General features: G+C 72.5%; 12 protein-coding genes. 7 read left to right on the top strand and 5 right to left on the bottom strand.

The window, feature by feature from the left end; genetic code table 11:
• Positions 1-35: 35 nt before the first annotated feature.
• The 3 genes from treZ to glgX are packed head-to-tail and all read right to left on the bottom strand — an operon-like array spanning position 36 to position 6,223.
• Entirely contained in the window at positions 36-1,769 is a 1,734-nt protein-coding gene (treZ, locus tag ABZV78_RS13680) for a malto-oligosyltrehalose trehalohydrolase (protein ID WP_355638371.1), read from the bottom strand.
• Positions 1,766-4,099 (bottom strand): malto-oligosyltrehalose synthase, encoded by a 2,334-nt coding sequence (gene treY / locus ABZV78_RS13675; protein WP_355638369.1) that lies wholly within the window; start codon positions 4,097-4,099, stop codon positions 1,766-1,768. The genes treZ and treY overlap by 4 nt, the downstream gene beginning before the upstream one ends.
• A 3-nt stretch (positions 4,100-4,102) precedes the next feature.
• Positions 4,103-6,223, bottom strand: a complete 2,121-nt coding sequence (glgX, locus tag ABZV78_RS13670; RefSeq protein ID WP_355638367.1) for a glycogen debranching protein GlgX — start codon at positions 6,221-6,223, stop codon at positions 4,103-4,105.
• A gap of 318 nt (positions 6,224-6,541) precedes the next feature.
• On the opposite strand from glgX, the gene ABZV78_RS13665 reads away from it, so the two are divergent.
• From ABZV78_RS13665 to ABZV78_RS13635, 7 genes are all read left to right on the top strand, one after another.
• Positions 6,542-7,939, top strand: a complete 1,398-nt coding sequence (locus ABZV78_RS13665; RefSeq protein ID WP_355638365.1) for a glycosyltransferase family 4 protein — start codon at positions 6,542-6,544, stop codon at positions 7,937-7,939.
• 342 nt (positions 7,940-8,281) lie between these two features.
• Complete coding sequence (locus tag ABZV78_RS13660) at positions 8,282-8,476, top strand: AlpA family phage regulatory protein (RefSeq protein ID WP_355638364.1); 195 nt, start codon at positions 8,282-8,284, stop codon at positions 8,474-8,476.
• A gap of 93 nt (positions 8,477-8,569) precedes the next feature.
• A complete protein-coding gene (locus ABZV78_RS13655; protein WP_355638363.1) occupies positions 8,570-8,998 on the top strand; it encodes an NUDIX domain-containing protein in 429 nt (142 codons plus the stop codon).
• A gap of 95 nt (positions 8,999-9,093) precedes the next feature.
• A complete protein-coding gene (locus ABZV78_RS13650) occupies positions 9,094-9,750 on the top strand; it encodes a response regulator transcription factor (RefSeq protein ID WP_355638362.1) in 657 nt (218 codons plus the stop codon).
• A gap of 108 nt (positions 9,751-9,858) precedes the next feature.
• Positions 9,859-11,961: a M14 family metallocarboxypeptidase gene (locus tag ABZV78_RS13645; RefSeq protein WP_355638360.1), complete on the top strand. Its 2,103-nt coding sequence runs from the start codon at positions 9,859-9,861 to the stop codon at positions 11,959-11,961.
• Between the two features lie 262 nt (positions 11,962-12,223).
• Positions 12,224-12,739: a fasciclin domain-containing protein gene (locus ABZV78_RS13640; RefSeq protein WP_355638358.1), complete on the top strand. Its 516-nt coding sequence runs from the start codon at positions 12,224-12,226 to the stop codon at positions 12,737-12,739.
• Between the two features lie 89 nt (positions 12,740-12,828).
• The gene (locus ABZV78_RS13635) at positions 12,829-15,645 is read left to right on the top strand and encodes a M14 family zinc carboxypeptidase (protein ID WP_355638356.1); all 2,817 of its coding nucleotides are present in this window, start codon (positions 12,829-12,831) and stop codon (positions 15,643-15,645) included.
• 72 nt (positions 15,646-15,717) lie between these two features.
• Here the strand turns inward: ABZV78_RS13635 and ABZV78_RS13630 are convergent, their stop codons facing one another.
• Together ABZV78_RS13630 and ABZV78_RS13625 are read right to left on the bottom strand one after the other, a co-directional pair.
• On the bottom strand, positions 15,718-17,001 hold the full coding sequence (locus ABZV78_RS13630; RefSeq protein ID WP_355638354.1) for a citrate synthase: 1,284 nt from the start codon (positions 16,999-17,001) through the stop codon (positions 15,718-15,720).
• Between the two features lie 194 nt (positions 17,002-17,195).
• Positions 17,196-18,874: sulfatase-like hydrolase/transferase (locus tag ABZV78_RS13625; protein WP_355638352.1), on the bottom strand; the 1,679-nt coding region annotated here is incomplete at its 5' end.

The following is an 18,874-nucleotide window of genomic DNA, read 5'->3' as shown; positions in this document are numbered from 1 at the left end:
CGGCGGCCCGCTCCGCCGCCCCGGCCGCTGCGACCTCAGAGCGCCACGATCGCGGCGGACTCCGGCGGCAGCTCGATCCCGTCCCGCATCACGGTGACGCCCTCGGAGGTGGCCAGCAGCACCCGGCGCACCACGCCCGGCAGGTTGATCCGCTGCGGCTTGCCGGCCAGGTTCGCCACCACGAGGCAGCCACCCCGGCGCATCAGCAGGAACTGGTCGCCGTGGCGTACCTCGACGTGGTTGAGGCGGGGGTCGGACAGGTCGGGGCGGCGCTTGCGGAGCGCGATGAGCCGCCGGTAGAAGTCGTACATCTCCCGGTGCTCGGGCTTGTCGAACTCGGCCCAGTCGAGCCGGGACCGGACGAAGGTCTGCGGGTCCTGCGGGTCGGGCACGTCCCCCGGCGGCCAGCCGTGCGCGGCGAACTCCCGCCGGCGCCCGGCCGCCACCGCGGTCGCCAGCTCGGGCTCCGGGTGGCTGGTGAAGAACTGCCACGGGGTGCTGGCCGCCCACTCCTCCCCCATGAACAGCATCGGGGTGAAGGGCGCGGTCATCAGCAGGGTGGCGCCGACGCGGAGCAGCCCGGCGGAGAGCGTCTGGGAGATCCGGTCGCCGGTGGCCCGGTTGCCGATCTGGTCGTGGTTCTGCAGGTACGCCACGAACCGGTGCCCGGGAGTGCGCTGCCGGTCGACGGGCCGGCCGTGGCTGCGGTTGCGGAAGCTGGACCAGGTGCCGGCGTGGAAGAACGCGCCGGTCAGCACGTCGGTGAGGCATTCGAGGGAGCCGAAGTCGCCGTAGTAGCCCTGCCGTTCCCCGGTGAGCAGGGTGTGCAGCGCGTGGTGGGCGTCGTCGTTCCACTGGGCGTGCAGCCCGTACCCGCCGGCCTCCCGCGGGGTGATCAGCTTCGGGTCGTTGAGGTCGCTCTCGGCGATCAGCGACAGCGGCCGGCCCAGGTGGGTGGAGAGGGCCTCCACCTCGGCCGCCACCTCCTCCAGGAAGTGGGTGGCCCGGGAGTCGGGCATGGCGTGCACGGCGTCCAGCCGCAGCCCGTCGACGTGGTAGTCGCGCAGCCACATGAGCACGCTGTCGACGATGTAGCGGCGCACCCCGTCGGAGTGCGGCCCGTCCAGATTGACGGTGCGGCCCCAGGTGTTGCTCTGCTCGGTGAGGTACGGCGCGAAGCGCGGCGCGTAGGCCCCGGAGGGCCCGAAATGGTTGTAGACGACGTCGAGGATCACCCCCAGCCCCTTCGCGTGCGCCGCGTCGACGAAGCGCTTGAGCCCGTCCGGCCCCCCGTACGGCTCGTGCGGCGCGTACCAGCAGACCCCGTCGTAGCCCCAGTTGTGCTCGCCGTTGAAGGCGTTGACCGGGAGCAGCTCGACCAGGTCGACACCGAGGTCGACCAGGTGGTCGAGGCGGCCGATCGCCGCGTCGAAGGTGCCCTCCGGGGTGAAGGTGCCGATGTGCAGCTCGTAGAGGACGCTGCCGGGCAGTTGCCGCCCGGTCCAGCCCTCGTCGGTCCAGCCGAACGCGGCGTGGTCGTAGCGCCGGCTCGGCCCGTGCACCCCCTGCGGCTGCCACGCCGACCGGGGGTCGGGCAGGGCCCGCTCGTCGTCGTCGAGGAGGAACGCGTAGTCGGTGCCCGGTCCGGCGCCGGGCACCTCGACCCGCCACCAGCCCGCCGGCCCGGGACGCATGTCGTGGTCGGCGACGCCGGACAGGCGCAGCCGCACCCGGGCGGCTTCGGGCGCCCACACCGTGAACTCGGTCATGCGGCAGCCTCCACGGAGTCGGTGGGAGCGAGGAGGGCGACGGGATAGGTGCTCAGAAGATCGTGCATCAGCAGCTCAGACCCACTGTAGACCCGACCGGTGAACAGGTCCGTAACACTGTTGCCGGAAATCGCCAGCGTCGTGTCGCGCCAGCCGCCGGCGCGGGCCAGCCGCAGCGGCAGCCGGGTGGCCACCGCGATCGCGCCGCCCCGGTCGAAGGCCACCACGTGCCCGCCGGCCGGCCCCCGCGCCGGCACCGGCCGGTAGCCGGTGAACAGCTCCGGGTGGGACCGGCGCAGCCGCAGGGTGCGGGAGACCACGAGCAGCTTGGCCGCGCCGTCGGCGGCCACCGCGGGCCGCCAGCCGCCGTCGAGCCGGGCCAGCAGCTCCCGGCGTACGGCGAAGTCGACCGGGCGGCGGTTGTCCGGGTCGACGAGCGAGTTCTCCCACAGCTCGGTGCCCTGGTAGGTGTCCGGCACGCCCGGCATGGCGAGCTGGACCAGCTTCTGCCCGAGCGAGTTGGACCAGCCGGCCGGGGTGATCTCGTCGGCGAACGCGGTGAGCTGGGCGTGCAGCTCCGGGTCGTCGTACATCCGGTCGACCAGGGCGTGCAGCTCGTGCTCGAACGCCGGGTCCGGGTCGGCCCAGCTGGTCGACGCCGAGGCCTCCCGGGCGGCCTTCTCCGCGTACCCGTGCAGCCGCTCCCGCTCGATGGGCCAGGCCCCCACGGCGGTCTGCCAGAGCAGGTGGGCGAACGCGGGGTCCGCGAGCGGCGCGCGGGACATCCAGTCGGCCACCCGCTCGGCCCAGCGCCCGGGCAGCTCGGAGAGGACCGCGAGCCGGGCCCGGACGTCCTCGCCGCGCTTGGTGTCGTGGGTGGAGAGCGTGGTCATGCTCGCCGGCCAGCGCACCTGGCGGGCGGCGGCGAAGCGGTGGAACTCGGCCGGCGGCACGCCGAAGTGGGCCGGGCTGCCACCCACCTCGTTGAGCGCCACGAACCGGCTCCACCGGTAGTAGGCGGTGTCCTCCACCCCCTTGGCCATCACCGCGCCGGAGAGCTGCGGGAAGCGGGCGGCCAGCTCGTGCCCGGGGTCGCGGAGCCGGGCGGTGACCGCGTCGAGCACGTTGGTCAGGTCGGGGCGGCGGCGGCCGGCCTCGGCGCGGGCGGCGGCGAGGTGCCGGGCGCCCTCCGGCGGGTAGCCCCGGTAGACCGGGAACGCGGCGGCCAGCTCGGCGAGGGCCGCCTGGACCTGCTCGGCGGGCAGGTCGGGGACGAGCGCGGCGAGCCGGCACAGCTCGGCGGCGAGCAGCCGGGTGGCCGCCGCCAGCTTGGTGTCGTGGGTGAGGTCCTGCCACGAGGTGTGCCGGCCGGTGAGCCGGCCGTCCAGCGCCGTGAAGTCCGCCTCGGCGTCCGGGTCGACGAAGAGCCCACCCGCCGCGGCCAGGGCGTCGTAGCCGGTGGTGCCGTCGACCGGCCAGTCCGGCAGCTCCTCGCCGTACTCCAGGATCTTCTCCACCACCAGCCAGGCGCCGGGCGCGGCGGCGCGCAGCCGGGCCAGGTAGCCGGCGGGGTCGCGCAGCCCGTCCGGGTGGTCGACCCGGATGCCGTCGAGGTCGCCGGCGGCGGCCCAGCGCAGGATCTCCGCGTGGGTGGCGCGGAAGACCTCCGGGTCCTCCACCCGCAGCCCGGCCAGGTCGGAGACGGCGAAGAACCGGCGGTACGTCAGCTCGGTGTCGCCGCGCCGCCAGTTGACCAGCTCGTAGTGCTGCCGGTCGTGCACCTCGCGCGGCGTCCCCCCGCCGGTGCCGTCGGCGATCGGGAAGCGGTGCTCGTGGTAGCGCAGCTCACCGTCGACCACCTTGAGGTCGTCGAGGGCGTCGGGGGTGTCGGCGAGCACCGGCAGCAGCAGCCGACCCCGGTCCCAGTCGATGTCGAACCAGTCCGCGTACGCCGAGGCCCGGCCCCGGCGCAGCACGTCCCACCAGGCCGGGTTGGCCGCCGGCCGGGCCACCCCGGCGTGGTTGGGCACGATGTCCACGACCAGGCCGAGCCCGGCCGCGCGCAGCGCCCGGACCAGGCGCTGCCGGCCGCCCTCGCCGCCGAGTTCCGGGTTGACCGCGCGGTGGTCGACCACGTCGTAGCCGTGCTGCGAGCCCGGGGTGGCGGTGAGCAGCGGCGCGCTGTAGAGGTGGGTGACGCCCAGGTCGGCCAGGTAGCCGGCGAGGCCGGCGGTGGCGTCGAGGTCGAAGCCGGGGCGGATCTGGACGCGGTAGGTCGACCCCACCCGCGTCGTCGCCGTCGTGTCGTCGGGGTGAGGGGTGTCGGGCATGGGTCAGGCCGTCCTCTCCAGGACCAGCAGCGAGCGGTCGGGGACGCACACGCTCCCGCCCGCCTCGACCGCCAGGGTCTTCTCCGGATCCGGGTCCGCGGTGCTGATGACCTGCTCCCACCGCTGCCCGAACTCGGCGGGCGGCAGGGTGAAGTCCAGCGGCGCGTCGTGCGCGTTGAACAGCAGCAGGAAGGAGTCGTCCCGGTGACGCTGGCCGTACTGGCCGCGTTCCGGGATGCCGTCGCCGTTGACGAACAGGGCCACCGAGCGGCCGAAGTCGTTGCCCCAGTCCTCGCCGGTCATCTCCCGGCCGTCGGGGGTGTACCAGGCCAGGTCGGGCAGGGCGGTGCCGGCGGCCCGGCCGCCGACCGGCAGCCCGGTGAAGAAGCGGCGCCGCTGGAACACCCGGTGCCGCTTGCGGAAGTCGGTGAGGCGCTGGACGAACGCGACCAGCTCCTCGTCGGCCCGCGCCCAGTCCACCCAGGCCAGCTCGCTGTCCTGGCAGTAGGCGTTGTTGTTGCCGCACTGGGTGCGGCCCAGCTCGTCGCCGTGGCCGAGCATCGGCACGCCCTGGGAGAGGATCAGGGTGCCCAGGAAGTTGCGCCGCTGCCGGGCGCGCAGCGCGAGCACCCCCGGGTCGTCGGTCTCCCCCTCGACGCCGCAGTTCCAGGAGCGGTTGTGGCTCTCCCCGTCCCGGTTCTCCTCGCCGTTGGCCTCGTTGTGCTTGTCGTTGTAGGAGACCAGGTCGTTGAGGGTGAACCCGTCGTGGCAGGTGACGAAGTTGATGCTGTGGAACGGGCGGCGCCCGTCGTCCTGGTAGAGGTCGGCGGAGCCGGAGATCCGGGAGGCGAACTCGGCCAGGGTGGCCGGCTCGCCGCGCCAGAAGTCCCGCACGGTGTCCCGGTACTTGCCGTTCCACTCGGTCCACTGCGGCGGGAAGTTGCCGACCTGGTAGCCGCCGGGGCCGACGTCCCACGGTTCGGCGATCAGCTTGACCCGGCCGACCACCGGGTCCTGCTGCACCACCTCGAAGAAGGTGGAGAGGCGGTCCACCTCGTAGAACTCCCGGGCCAGGGTGGCCGCGAGGTCGAAGCGGAAGCCGTCGACGTGCATCTCGGTCACCCAGTAGCGCAGCGAATCCATGATCAGCTGGAGCGAGTGCGGGCTGCGCACGTTGAGGCTGTTGCCGGTGCCCGTGTAGTCGACGAAGTACCGCCGGTCCTCCTCGGAGAGCCGGTAGTAGCTCGGGGTGTCGATGCCCTTGAAGCTCAGCGACGGCCCGAGGTGGTTGCCCTCGGCGGTGTGGTTGTAGACCACGTCGAGGATCACCTCGATGCCGGCCGCGTGCAGCGCCTTGACCATGCCGCGGAACTCCTGCACCTGCTGGCCGAGGCGCCCCAGCGCCGAGTAGCCGTGGTGCGGGGCGAAGAAGCCGATGGTGTTGTAGCCCCAGTAGTTGCGCAGCCCCAGGTCGGCCAGCCGGTGATCGTGCACGAACTCGTGCACCGGCATGAGCTCGACCGCGGTCACCCCGAGCCGCTTGAAGTAGTCGATCATCACGGGTGAGGCGATCGCCGCGTACGTGCCGCGCAGCTCCTCCGGGATGTCGGGGTGGCGCATGGTCAGCCCGCGCACGTGCGCCTCGTAGATCACCGAGTGGTGGTAGGGGGTGCGCGGCGGCCGGTCGTTGCCCCAGTCGAAGTACGGGTTGACCACCACCGACTTCGGCATGAACGGGGCGGAGTCGGTCTCTTCGCGCCGGTCCGGGTCGCCGCCCACCTCGTAGTCGTAGACCGCCGGATCCCAGGTGACCTCCCCGTCGACCGCCTTGGCGTACGGGTCCAGGAGCAGCTTGTGCGGGTTGCAGCGCAGCCCGTTGGCCGGGTCCCACGGCCCGTGCACCCGGTAGCCGTAGCGCTGCCCGGGCTCGATGCCCGGCAGGTAGGCGTGCCAGACGTACGCGTCGACCTCGCGGAGCTCGACCCGGCGCTCGGCGCCGGTGTCCCACTCGTCGAACAGGCAGAGCTCGACCTTCTCCGCCACCTCGGAGAAGATCGCGAAGTTGGTCCCCATCCCGTCGTAGGTGGCGCCGAGGGGGTAGCTCTCGCCCGGCCAGACCTGCATGTCGCTCCTTCGGCCATGATCATGAGCGCACCGGACGGGCGGGCCGGCCGGTGCGCACGCCGCTAATGCCCCGCCGCACGCTCCGCCAATCCACCCGTTCGGACGGTAACCGAAATCCACCCGCCTGAGTCCGGCCGGACCGTCAGGTGTTGTCCGTCACGATCGCCCTTTTCGAGATGCGGGTTCGCGCCGGATGGCTTTTCCTTGACTGCGGACACGCGTGCCCACGCGGGTCCGCCCGGCCGTTCGGCCGCCCTCCACACTCCCCACGCCGCCAGTGACGTCGGCGCATACCAGCATGCATGGACGGAGATCGATGTGACCACCCTGCGGGTCGGCGCGCAGCCCGCCACCGCGACGGACCGGACCCACCGGCCCACCCTCACCTCCCGCCCGACCATCCCACCGCAGCCCGGCGTGCCGCCCCGGACCCGGCGCATCCTCATGCTGTCGTGGGAGTACCCGCCGGTGCTCGTCGGTGGCCTCGGCCGCCACGTGCACGCGCTCTCCGTCGCCCTGGCCGCCGCCGGCCACGAGGTCACCGTCGTCACCCGGCACGCCGAGGGCGCGCCGCTGGAGGAGTACGCCGACGGCGTGCGGATCGTCCGCGCCGCCGAGGACCCGGTCACCTTCCCGCTCGCCACCGACTCGCTGCTGGCCTGGACCATGGCGTTCAACCACACCCTCACCCGGGCCGCCCTGCGCGCCGCCGAGTCCGGCGCGTACGACGTCATCCACGCCCACGACTGGTTGGTCGCGCACACCGCCATGACCCTGCGCGAGCACCTGGACGTGCCGCTGGTCAGCACCATCCACGCCACCGAGGCGGGCCGGCACCAGGGCTGGCTGCCCGAGGAGATGAACCGCACCATCCACGGCGTCGAGCACTGGCTGGCCGCCGAATCCGGCCGGGTGATCGTCTGCTCCGGCTACATGCGCGACGAGGTGGGCGCGCTGTTCGGAGTGGACCCGACCCGGGTCGACGTGGTCCCCAACGGGGTGGAGCCGCACCGCTGGCGGGTGCCCGACTCGGCCGTCGCCGCCGCCCGGGCCCGGTTCGCCGGGGACGGACCGCTGGTCACCTTCGCCGGCCGGCTGGTCTACGAGAAGGGCGTGCAGCACCTGCTGGCCGGGCTGCCCCGGCTGCGCGAGCGGCACCCCGGGCTGCGCGCGGTGATCGTCGGCGACGGGCCGTACCGGGCGACCCTGGAGGCCGAGGTTCACCGACTGGGACTGGGCGCCACGGTGAGCATGCCGGGCTTCCTCGGCGGCACCGACCTGCCCGCCGTGATGGCCGCCTCGGACTGCTTCGCGGTGCCGAGCATCTACGAACCGTTCGGCATGGTGGCCCTGGAGGGGGCCGCCGCCGGCGCGCCGCTCGCGGTGTCCCGCACCGGCGGGCTGGCCGAGATCGTCGAGCCCGGCGTCACCGGCCTGACGTTCGCCCCGCAGGACCCGGACGGGCTCTCCGAGGCGGTGCACGCGCTGCTCTCCGACCGGGACCGGGCGCGGCTGCTCGCCCGGCGCGCCCGCGCCATGGTCCACGAGCAGTACGGCTGGTCGGCCATCGCCTCCCGCACCGCCGCCGCCTACGCCGCGGCCATCGCCCAGGACACCGCGTTCACCGCGGAGCGGGCCGAGCAGCGGATGACCGCCGGCCGGGCCCTGCCGGCACTGCCGGAGGGCAACCTGCTCGCCGCCGCCGGCCTCCGCTGACCCGAACCACGACGGCCGCCGACCCCCATGCGGGCGGCGGCCGTCGTCGCGGTCACGGACAGCGGAAGTAGCGCTGTCTCCGTCGCGCCTCGACCGTCAGGCGCCAGGCCCGGAGCAGCCTCTTGGCGTGCTGTACGCGGGGGCATGTCCCGTCGGCGCGACAGTGCGGGCAGCGCTTCCGCGTGTGGAGATCCACCATGAAGCCGGCGGCCATGACGAGGAATGACGGCTCAGGTTCCCAGCTACTAGTCACTTGACAATAGTAGATGACTAGCGCCTTCGACTACTAGGCGTGCGTCAAGCTGATACATGACTAGTTGTCGGGCACCTAGCGTCCGATACATGGCCAAGAAGCTGCGGCTGGTCGGCTCGGCGGAGATCCGCGTGCTCCTCGGGGGCGTGTCGCGACAGCGGGCGTACCAGATCACCAGCCGCCGCGACTTCCCCGAGCCCGTTGCCATGCTCCAGATGGGCAACGTCTGGCTCGCCGAAGACGTCGAGAAGTGGATCGCCGCGAAGCGCCCCGAAATCGACTAGGCCCTGTCCTGCCGATCGCGTAGTGGTTTGGCCGCACTGACCACGCTCAGGTAGTGGCCCTCCGCCACGAATGCGGGATGGCATGATCTCGCGATGGCCAGCTATGAGATCGCGCTCGTCCTGCTCGTCGACCCCTCGGGCGCGATCCTCCTGCAGCACCGCGACGAGCACGCACCCGTCTCGCCGAACCAGTGGGGTCTGCCCGGCGGTCACATCGAGCCCGGGGAGACGCCGGAGGAGGCCGCCCGCCGGGAACTGCTGGAGGAGACCGGTCTGACCGCAGGCGAGTTGCACCTCCTCTGGGCCGGCCCGCGCCCGTACGAGGAGGGCTTCCAGCACACGGTCACGATCCACGTCTTCCGCGGCACGACCGACGCGACCCAGGAGGACGTGGTGCTCGGCGAGGGCCGGGCGATGGTCTTCGTCCCCCGCGACGAGGTGCTCGACCGGGAGCTGGCGGTCTCCTCCGCGCTGGTCCTCCCGCTTCACCTCGGGATCGGCCCGACGGCTCGACCCGCATGATCGTCCGGTCGTGATCCTCCGTTCGGACTGGTCGCTGCCGGTCCCGATCGGACAGACTCGCGTGAACCTGACGCGACGAGGTTCGAGGAGACGCGGTGCGGGTGCTTCTGGTGGAGGACGACCTGCGAGTCGCGTCCGCGCTCGCCGCCGCGCTGCGCCGCCGGGGCAACTCGGTCATCACCGCCACGACCGCATCGGAGGCGGCCGCGGCCGGGCCGGTGGACCTCATGCTGCTCGACCTCAACCTGCCCGACCGGGACGGCCTGGCGCTGTGCCGGGAGATCCGCCGGCACAACGAGGACATCGCGATCATCGCGGTGACCGCCCGCTCCGACGAGCGGGACCGGGTGGCAGGGCTGCGGGCCGGCGCCGACGACTACGTGGTGAAGCCGTTCTCGATGGCGGAGTTGCAGGCCCGGATCGAGGCGGTGATGCGGCGCACCGCCCGCGCCTCCCGGGTCGAGGCGGCGCTGGAGGTCGGTGACCTGCGGCTGGACCTCAACGCCCGGCGGGTCTGGCTCGGCGCCCGCGAGGTGGTGCTGACCCGCAAGGAGTTCGCTCTACTGATGGCGCTGGCCCGGCAGGCCGGGACGGTGGTGCCCCGGGAGCGGCTGCTGATGGACGTCTGGCAGACCACCTGGGGCGCCGGCCACACCCTCGATGTCCACGTCGCGGCCCTGCGGGGCAAGCTCGACGACGCGGGCCTGGTGGAGACCGTACGCGGGGTGGGCTACCGGCTCCGGCCGGACTGAACCGCCGATCCTCATTTCAACCTCAAGAAATCGCGCACCGTCGACCGAGGACGGGGTGGCTGGCGTGTGCTGTCCGGACCGAGTCATCCCACCTGTTCTGGAGCTTCCATGAGAGACAGACGGACGACGGCCCTCCTCGCCGCCCTGCTCGCCGCCAGCCTCGCGGCGTTCGCCGGGCCCGTGCCCGCGCAGGCCGACCCGGCCGAGCCGAACCAGGTCCAGGGCCTGACGGTCGTGCCGGGCGACGGCTACGCCACCCTCGCCTGGACGCCGGTCGACGGCGCCACCGACTACCAGATCGAGCGCACCCCGGTCGACGCCGACGGCACCGCGACCGGACCGGCCGTGATCACCGGGGTCTGGCGGCCGAACCGCCAAGTCGACAACTCCTCGCCCACCTTCGCGGACGCCGGGTTCAACCCGGGCGCCCGGTTCCAGTGGCGGGTCCGCGCCCGCTTCGGCACCACCGCCGAGCCGTACTCGGCGCCGGTGGCCGGCACCACCAGGGCCCCCTGGGGCGACCCCGCGGTGCCGGGCCAGAACCTCCGGACCCAGTGGGAGACCACCCTCGCGGCCCAGTACACCAGCGACGTCAACGAGTACGCGTACACCGCGGCGGTCGACGAGTTGAGCGACCGGGTCCGGGTGACCGAGATCGGCCGGACCGCGCTGGGCCGCCCGATCAACATGTTCGTCATCGGCTACCCCACCCCGCCGGCCACCCCGGCGGCGGTGGCCGCGACCTCGCCGCTGATGATCAACTGCAACGTGCACGGCAACGAGCCCGGTGACCGGGAGGCCTGCCTCATCATGGCGCGCCAGCTGGCCTTCAGCGACGACCCGCGGACGCTGGACCTGCTGTCGCACACCACGGTGCTGATCGTGCCCACCATCAACGGGGACGGCCGGGCGGCCAACACCCGGGGCAACTCCACCGGCCAGGACCTCAACCGGGACTACTCGCTGGTCCGCCAGCCGGAGACCTTCGCGCTGGTGCGGATGCTGCGCGACTACCGGCCGGTGGCCGGCTACGACGGGCACGAGTTCGGCAACTCCAGCGCCGGCGACCTGCCGATGCTGCCGCCGCGGCACCAGAACGTCGCCCAGTCGATCTTCGACGAGTCGCAGCACATGATCGAGGGTCACATGTACACCCAGGGCGCGAAGGACGGCTGGTGGCCCTGCCCGTACGGGTGCAACGGCGGCGGCAACGTGGGGCTCAGCGAGGAGACCATCCTGCGCAACACGCTGGGGCTCAAGAACGTGGTGAACTCCCTGCTGGAGCTGCGCAGCGCGGGCGGCGCCACCCGGCCGGACGAGGGCAACACGGCGAACAACCGGCGGCGCAAGGCGTACTCGGCGCTCTGGACCTTCCACCAGTTCCTCGACTACCACCGGGCGAACCTCAAGGAGATCACCTCGGCGCGGGCCGACGCGATCACCTTCCAGGTGTCGAACACCGGGCGGATCGTCTTCCGCGGCTCCCGGCCGATCGCGGCGCACCCGGCGCCGCACCCGGGCGAGGCCCCGCCGCCGCTGGACGCCCCGCGCGAGGACCAGATCCTCACCGAGGCGCCGTGCGCCTACCGGCTCACCGAGGAGCAGTACCACGGGGAGCGCACCGACGGCCCGGCCGGCCAGCGGACCACCGTGGCGCAGCGGCTCGCCGCGCACGGCTGGCAGGTGGTCAAGGTCGCCGACGGGTACGTGGTGCCGCTGGCCCAGCCCGAGCGGGGGCTCATCCCGCTGCTGCTCGACGGGCAGGCGGTGGAGAAGCTGGTCGACGCCGAGCGGGTGTACCCGACGGTGACCGGCCCGCGCGACGGCGCGCTGGTGGTCTCCGGCGTCACCTGCCTGCGGGACGCCACGGTGACCGGCCCGGTCCGGGTCCGGCCCGGCGGCACGCTGATCGCCACCGGCTCGTCGATCACCGGCCCGGTGGACGCCAACGGCGCGGCCGGGGTCTTCCTGACCGACACCGCGGTGGAGGGTCCGGTGCGGGTCGCGCAGTCCAGTGGCCCGGTGGTGGTCGTCGACACGAAGGTCACCGGCCCGGTCGAGGTGTCGGACAACCGCGGTGAGGCGCCGCTGGTGGCGGCCAACACCGTGACCGGCCCGCTGAGCTGCGGCGGCAACACCCAGGTACCGATCGACCTCGGGCTGGGCAACTCGGCGCAGGGCCCGAAGAGCGGCCAGTGCGCGAGCCTCTGATCCGTTGATCGTCGTACCGGCAGGTCCGGCCTCCCGGGCCTGCCGGTACGACCCGACTCGACCGGAGAACGCCATGGAACGGCCCGTCATCCCCCCGCGATCCCGCTCTCTCCCCCGGCTCCGGTGGCCGGCCCGCCGGCGACGGACCGCTGCGCTCGCCGCGGTCGCGCTGTCCCTGCTGCTCACCGGCACGGGCTGCTCCGGCGCCGGCACCGCTTCGCCGGATGCGGCCGGCGGCGCCGCACCGAAGGCGGCGGCCGTCGTGAGTGGCCCGCTGTGCGACCTGCTGCCCTCCGGCAGCGACCCGGGCAACCCGGCGGCGCTCACCGGTCAGCCGGCCGAGGCGGCCCTGCAGTGGCTGCCCGTCCTCACCACGTTCGAGGCGGCGGTGCGGGCGTCCGGCATGTCCGCCGACCTGCACGCCGGTTCGGGGTTGACCATCCTGGCCCCGACCGACGACGCGTTCGTGGCCAAGTTCTCCGAGGACGACCTGGACCACCTGCTCCTGGCCGACCGGGACAAGCTCCGCGGCCTGCTCCGCGAACACCTGGTCGCCGGGTCGCTGTCGCTGTCCGACCTGGTGGCCGCCGGCAAGGTCACCACGCTGGCCGGCACCACGGTGACGGTCACCGGGGGCGGGGGGACCGCCCGCCTGGCCGACCAGGCCGACACCGTGTGCGCCGACTACCGGGTCGCGAACGCGCGGATCCACATCATCAACCACGTGCTCGGCAGCCTGCCCACCACCGGCGGCGAGGGCGGGCACCGCGCCCACTGACCGCACGAACCAAGGCTTGCCCCACGAAACCGCAGGTCATAGGTTTCGATTCATCACTTGATCTCCCCCGAGTGAAACGAGGCATCCCGATGCGCCTGTCGAAGCGTCCGCTTAGGGCGGTCCCCACGAGACGAACGGCCGGCGTCGCCGCGCTGCTCCTGCTCGCCGGCCTGACGCCGTTGCTCGGAGGCGCGCCGGCCGGCGCCGCCCCCACGCCCCCCGGCTGCAGCAACGACCCTGCCGCCCGGCTGTCCACCGTGCCCAGCCCCGAGTCCGCGCTGGGGTTCCCGCTCGGCACCGGCCAGGAGCGGGTCGTCACCAACGACGAGGTCCGTGGCTACCTCAAGGCCGTCGACGCCGCCTCCGACCGCGTGGTCACCGGCGTCATGGCGACGAGCGTGCTCGGCCAGCCGCTGCCGTACGCCATCGTCTCCGACGAGCGGCACGTCCGGCAGGGCGAGTTGCAGCAGATCGCCGACGACATCCGCGACCTGCGGGACGCGCGCCGGACCAAGGCGAAGAAGGCCGCCGAGACCGCGACCGACCGCCCGGCCATCGTCTGGGTGACCGCGAACGTGCACGGCGGGGAGAAGAGCGGCACGGACGCCGCCCTCAAAACCCTGTACGAGCTGGCATCCGGGCTGTCCTGCGCGGTCGCGGAGCGGAACGACAACCTGGTCACCGTCATCGTGCCGACCCAGAACCCCGACGGCCGCGACGCCAGCCGCCGGCAGAACGAGTACGGCTTCGACATGAACCGGGACTGGTTCGCCCGCACCCAGCAGGAGACCGACGGCAAGATCGAACTCCTGCGGCAGTACCCGCCGCAGGTCTTCATCGACGCGCACGAGATGGGCGGCCGACAGTACTTCTTCCCGCCCAACGCCGACCCGATCCACCACGAGATCTCCAGCGAGAACGTCGACTGGATCAACCGGATCGGCGAGGCCAACAAGGCCGGCTTCGGCTTCAACGGCGCCTGTGGCGGCGCCGTCACCACCGAGTGCTACTTCAACTACGCGACGTACGACCTGTTCTTCATGGGCTACGGCGACACCGTCCCGGCCGCCGGCTTCGGCGCCGCCGGCATGACCTTCGAGAAGGGCAGCGCGTCGGCGGTGGCCGACCGGGTCCAGCAGCAGTTCCACACCCAGTGGTCCACCCTCGGCTGGGCCGCCGCGAACAAGCACGAGGTGCTGACCAGCTACTTCAAGATCTGGACGGACGCGCTCGCCGAGGGCAGGGCCGGGACGCTGGAGCCGAACGAGGTGGTCCAGCCGACCAACACCGTCCAGTTCCCGGTGCCGGACGTCACGATCCGCTCGTACTTCCTGCTCCCCGACCGGCAGCTCGGCGACGTGCGCCGGCTGGTCGAGCGGTTGCGCGGGATGGACGTCGAGGTCTACGAGGTGACCAAGCCGACGAAGGTGCCCACCGCCCGGATCTTCGGCGGGCGCACCGCGAGCGACGTCACGGTGCCGGTGGGCGCGTACTGGATCCCGATGGACCAGCCGCAGAAGCACTGGATCCAGGCGATCATGGGCGAGGACCCGTACGTCCCGTTCCCCTACTTCTACGACGTGTCGTCCTGGAGCAACCCGCTGCTCATGGGCGTGGACACCATCTACACCGGCGACGACGTCCGCCCGCACGCCCAACTGGTCCGGCAGATCAACGGCGGCACGACCTCGGCGGCCGGGGCGAAGGGTTCGTACGCGTACCCGCTGGACTCGGCGGCGGCGGCCGAACTCACCTTCCGGCTGCTCGGCCAGGGCGTGCCGCTCGTCCGTGACCTCGACACCAGCGTGGTGGGCTTCCCCGCGAAGAGCCTGACCCAGGAGATCGACCGGCTGGCCCGGTCGCTCGGGGTGACCCTGAGCCCGAGCGACGCGGCGGCCAGCGGAAGCCCGATGGACCTGCCGGATGTCGGGCTGTTCCAGGGCACCGGCATCTCCACCACCTCCGGCTCACACGGCGAGGCCCGGTACGTGCTCGGCAAGCGGTGGGGGCTCGACCTCAAGCCGGTGACCACCGCCGACATCAACGACAACACCCCGGCGTTCACCGGACGCACCGTGCTGCTCGTGCCGGACGGCAGCAGCTCGACCGGCGGGCTCACCGCCGCCGGGCAGGCCAACCTGCGGAACTGGATCGCCCAGGGCCACACCTACGTCGGCCTGCGCAACGAGGGCACCCGGATGGCTCGGGCCGCCGGCCTCACCTCCACCACGGAGAAGACGAAGCCGGCGGACTACCGGATGATCGGTTCGCACCTGCGGGTCGACGTCGACGGCAGCAGCCCGGTCGCGCTGGGCCGCCCGGCGGAGGACTTCGAGTTCAACAACAGCGACTCGATCCTGAACCCGAGCAGCACCGGCACCAACGTCCTCAGCTATCCGTCCGACGACACCTTCTGGGCGAACGGCTACACCGTGCGCAGCGACGTGTTGAAGGGCACGGTCGCACTGGTGGACGAGCCCACCGGCGCCGGACGGGCCGTGCTGTTCGCGTTCAACCCGCTCTTCCGGGCGTACAACGAGAACGGGCTGCACCTGGTGGCCAACGCCCTGCTCTATCCGTCGGGCGCGGCGGCGGACCGCGGCGCCGGGCGGCGGACGACCGGTGTCGACCCGGCCCGGGCGGCTGCGGCGGCCCAGCCGGTGGCGGACGACCTGGGCGGCGAGTGGCGCCCGATCAGCGTCGAGGTGGCGGCCGGCGACCGCGGTCGTGCCGAAGCGGTCGTCGCCCGGTACACCGACACCGCCCGCGTCTCGGTGGCGGACGGGTCGGCCTACCTGGTGATCCCGAATCCGGCCGGCCTGCAGGCCGACGAGCACCCGTTCCTGCGTGACCTGGTAGCCGCCCTCCGGGACGCGCGGATCCCGCTCCGGTCCCTGGTGGGCTGACGCCCCGTCCCGTACCGACACGAAGGCCGCCGACCCGCACGGGGTCGGCGGCCTTCGTCGGCAGAACCGTGCTCAGCGCTCCGTGGCGGGGACGTAGTCCCGCTCGGCGTAGCCGGTGTAGATCTGCCGCGGGCGGCCGATCTTGGTCTCCGGGTCGTTGATCATCTCGCGCCACTGGGCGATCCAGCCGGGGAGCCGGCCCAGGGCGAAGAGCACCGTGAACATCTTGGTCGGGAAGCCCATGGCCTTGTAGATCAGACCGGTGTAGAAGTCCACGTTCGGGTAGAGCCGGCGGGAGACGAAGAAGTCGTCGGCGAGGGCGATCTCCTCGAGCTGCATGGCGAGGTCCAGCAGCGGGTCCGGCTTGGCCATCCGGCCGAGCACGTCCTGGGCGGCCTTCTTCACGATCGCGGCGCGCGGGTCGTAGTTCTTGTAGACCCGGTGGCCGAAGCCCATCAGCTTCACGCCGTCCTGCTTGTCCTTGACCTTCTGCACGAAGGTGCGGACGTCACCGCCGTCGGCCTGGATCTTCTGGAGCATCTCCAGCACCGCCTGGTTGGCGCCGCCGTGCAGCGGGCCGAACAGCGCGTTCACGCCGGCCGAGACCGAGGCGAACAGGTTGGCGTTGCTGGAGCCGACCAGCCGGACGGTCGAGGTGGAGCAGTTCTGCTCGTGGTCGGCGTGCAGGATGAAGAGCATGTCCAGCACGCGGGCCATCACCGGGTCGACCTCGTACGGCTCGGCCGGCACGCCGAAGGTCATCCGCAGGAAGTTCTCGACGTAGCCCAGCGAGTTGTCCGGGTAGAGCAGCGGCTGCCCGATCGACTTCTTGTACGCGTACGAGGCGATGGTGGGGACCTTCGCCATCAGCCGCACCGTGGACATCTCCACGTGGTCGGAGTCGAACGGGTCCAGGCTGTCCTGGTAGAAGGTCGAGATGGCGCTCACGGCCGAGGAGAGCACGGCCATCGGGTGCGCGTCGCGCGGGAAGCCGTCGAAGAAGCGGCGCATCTCCTCGTGGAGCAGCGAGTGCCGCCGGACCCGCTCGCTGAACTCGGTCAGCTGCGCCTGGGTCGGCAGCTCGCCGTAGATCAGCAGGTAGGAGACCTCCAGGAAGGAGGACTTCTCGGCCAGCTGCTCGATCGGGTAGCCGCGGTACCGCAGGATGCCCGCGTCACCGTCGATGTAGGTGATCGCGGACGAGCAGGACGCGGTGTTCACGAAACCGGGGTCGTACGTGGTCATCCCGGTTTCCTTCAGCAGCTTGCCCACCCCGATTCCGGCGGGCCCCTCGACCGCGGGCTGCACCGGCATAGACAGCTGCCCACCGGGGTGGTCGAGCTTGACTTCCGTCATCTGTTCCTCGCTTCGCCGGCAAGATCTTCTTTGAGTTGCCTTCGCTTTTACCGTAATCACGGTGGGGAGGACACCGCTCGTCATGGTTCCGTGGTGAGGTATGCGTCACCCGATTCCCGACTTGCCGGCTCGGAAACCCTGTGGAAGCGCGACCACCCCGGGCTGGGAAGGCTACCCGGCGTCGCTGTGGATGATCACGAGAGGGTGAGCCGGCGCAGCGTCCCGTCGGCGTCCACGCGGTAGAGGTCGAGGCGGTTGGCCCCGGCGGCGAAGAGCCGGTCGTCGGGCAGGAGGGCGGCGAAGCGCCGGCCGGCGGAGTCCGGCGGGACCACCGGGACGACCGCGCCGACCGTGCCGTTGACCGCCACCGCGAGCCGCGTCCCGTCCGGCACCGAGTCCGGCACCGTCCCCCAGACCAGCGCGGGCAGTTCACCGTGCGCCGGGTCGACGGCGCGGAACGCGGCGAGGTCGCTCACCGTGGCCGTACCGCCGGGGGGTCTGTCACCCACCTGGGTGCCGACCAGCGGGTCGGGGGCCGGCGCACCGGGCGGGGACGGGACGCCGCCGGTGACCGTCAGCGGCTGGCCGGGCCGGTCGTAGAAGCGCTTGTCGGCGCGCTCGCGCGGGGCCCGCTTCGCCGAGCGGCCGTCCATCCGCCAGGGGATCCGCACGTGCGTCTCGTCGGCGATCGTCGGCAGCAGGTCCACGTGCTCCCAGTTCCGGTCGTCGACCCGGCCGGTTCGCTGGCCGGGTTCCTTGACGAACATCGGCACCCAGGCCACCTCGTCGGCCGCGTGGTTGATGGCGTCCAGCCCCCGGCCCTGCCAGTCCTTCCGGAAACTCACCCCGTGGTCGGCGGTGACCAGGACAAGCGCCTTGTCGTAGAGGCCGGTGGCCCGCAGGGTGCGCAGCGTCTCGCCGATCAGTCGGTCGGTGTAGCCGAGCTGGGCCAGGTGCCGGGCCCGGGCCAGGTCCACCCACCCGGCCCCGTCGTTGGGCAGGTCCTCCGGGGCGGCGTAGTGCGCCCCGGACGGCAGGTACGCCCACGGCGAGTGCGGCATCAGCAGGTGCAGGAAGTGCAGGGTGGGTCGGGCGGCCGGGCGCAGCCCGGCGAGGAAGGCGGTGAACCGGGCGGGCTGGTTGTCGTCGAGGGTGTCCCAGCGGAACTTCGGGTCGACCGGCACCGGCTCGGCCGCGTCCAGCCCCGCCTCGGCCCGGGTCTGCTCCCGGTAGGAGTCCTCCGGGTCGATCCGGCTGTCCACCGGGGCGGTGACCTGGCGCAGCAGCTTCCCACTCTCCCGGACCAGCACGCCGAGCCCCTGCTCCGGGCTGGCCGGCTGCTCGCAGCGGCTGGGCGGGCAGAGCCGGGTGATGCTCTCCTCGGCCTTGATGTCGTAGAGGCCGCCGAGGGCCGTGAACAGGTTGTCCGGATATTGCGAGTAGTGCGGGGCGAACGGCTCGGCCGGGTAGCGCCCGGTGAGCATGGCCGGCAGAGCGTAGGGGGTCCAGCCGCTGACGCCGGTGGCGTTGCGGTACCAGGTCGAGCCGCCGGCCAGCTCCGCGAAGTGCGGGTACCGGGTGGCGTCGATCCTGCCGTCCGGGCCGAGCAGGGAGACCAGCGGCAGCTCGTCCAGGACGATCATGACCACCGGCGGGTGGGCGCCCGCGCCGGCCACCCCCGCGGCGCCGCCGTGCCCCCGGGGCAGCACCACGGCCGAGGCCGGCGAGGCGAAGACGAACAGGCCGACGAAGACCAGCGGACCGACCGCGGCCACCCAGCCGAGGGCAAGGCCCTCACCGAGCTCTTCGACCTGCCGCAGATCGTGGCGGCACGGACCTCGGATGTCAGCCAGCGAGCGGAGAAGTTCTTCCG

The organism is Micromonospora sp. NPDC004540 (assembly GCF_040610095.1).
Classification (GTDB): domain Bacteria; phylum Actinomycetota; class Actinomycetes; order Mycobacteriales; family Micromonosporaceae; genus Micromonospora.
The sequence above is the reverse complement of the archived record's forward strand: the minus strand, read 5'-3'. Positions and strand labels throughout refer to the sequence as shown.

Bases quoted from the DNA above. Each gene is read 5' to 3' on its own strand.
- treZ (WP_355638371.1), bottom strand. From the start codon at position 1,769: ATGACCGAGTTCACGGTGTGGGCGCCCGAAGCCGCCCGGGTGCGGCTG.
- treY (WP_355638369.1), bottom strand. From the start codon at position 4,099: ATGCCCGACACCCCTCACCCCGACGACACGACGGCGACGACGCGGGTG.
- glgX (WP_355638367.1), bottom strand. From the start codon at position 6,223: ATGCAGGTCTGGCCGGGCGAGAGCTACCCCCTCGGCGCCACCTACGAC.
- ABZV78_RS13660 (WP_355638364.1), top strand. From the start codon at position 8,282: ATGGCCAAGAAGCTGCGGCTGGTCGGCTCGGCGGAGATCCGCGTGCTC.
- ABZV78_RS13655 (WP_355638363.1), top strand. From the start codon at position 8,570: ATGGCCAGCTATGAGATCGCGCTCGTCCTGCTCGTCGACCCCTCGGGC.
- ABZV78_RS13645 (WP_355638360.1), top strand. From the start codon at position 9,859: ATGAGAGACAGACGGACGACGGCCCTCCTCGCCGCCCTGCTCGCCGCC.
- ABZV78_RS13635 (WP_355638356.1), top strand. From the start codon at position 12,829: ATGCGCCTGTCGAAGCGTCCGCTTAGGGCGGTCCCCACGAGACGAACG.
- ABZV78_RS13630 (WP_355638354.1), bottom strand. From the start codon at position 17,001: ATGACGGAAGTCAAGCTCGACCACCCCGGTGGGCAGCTGTCTATGCCG.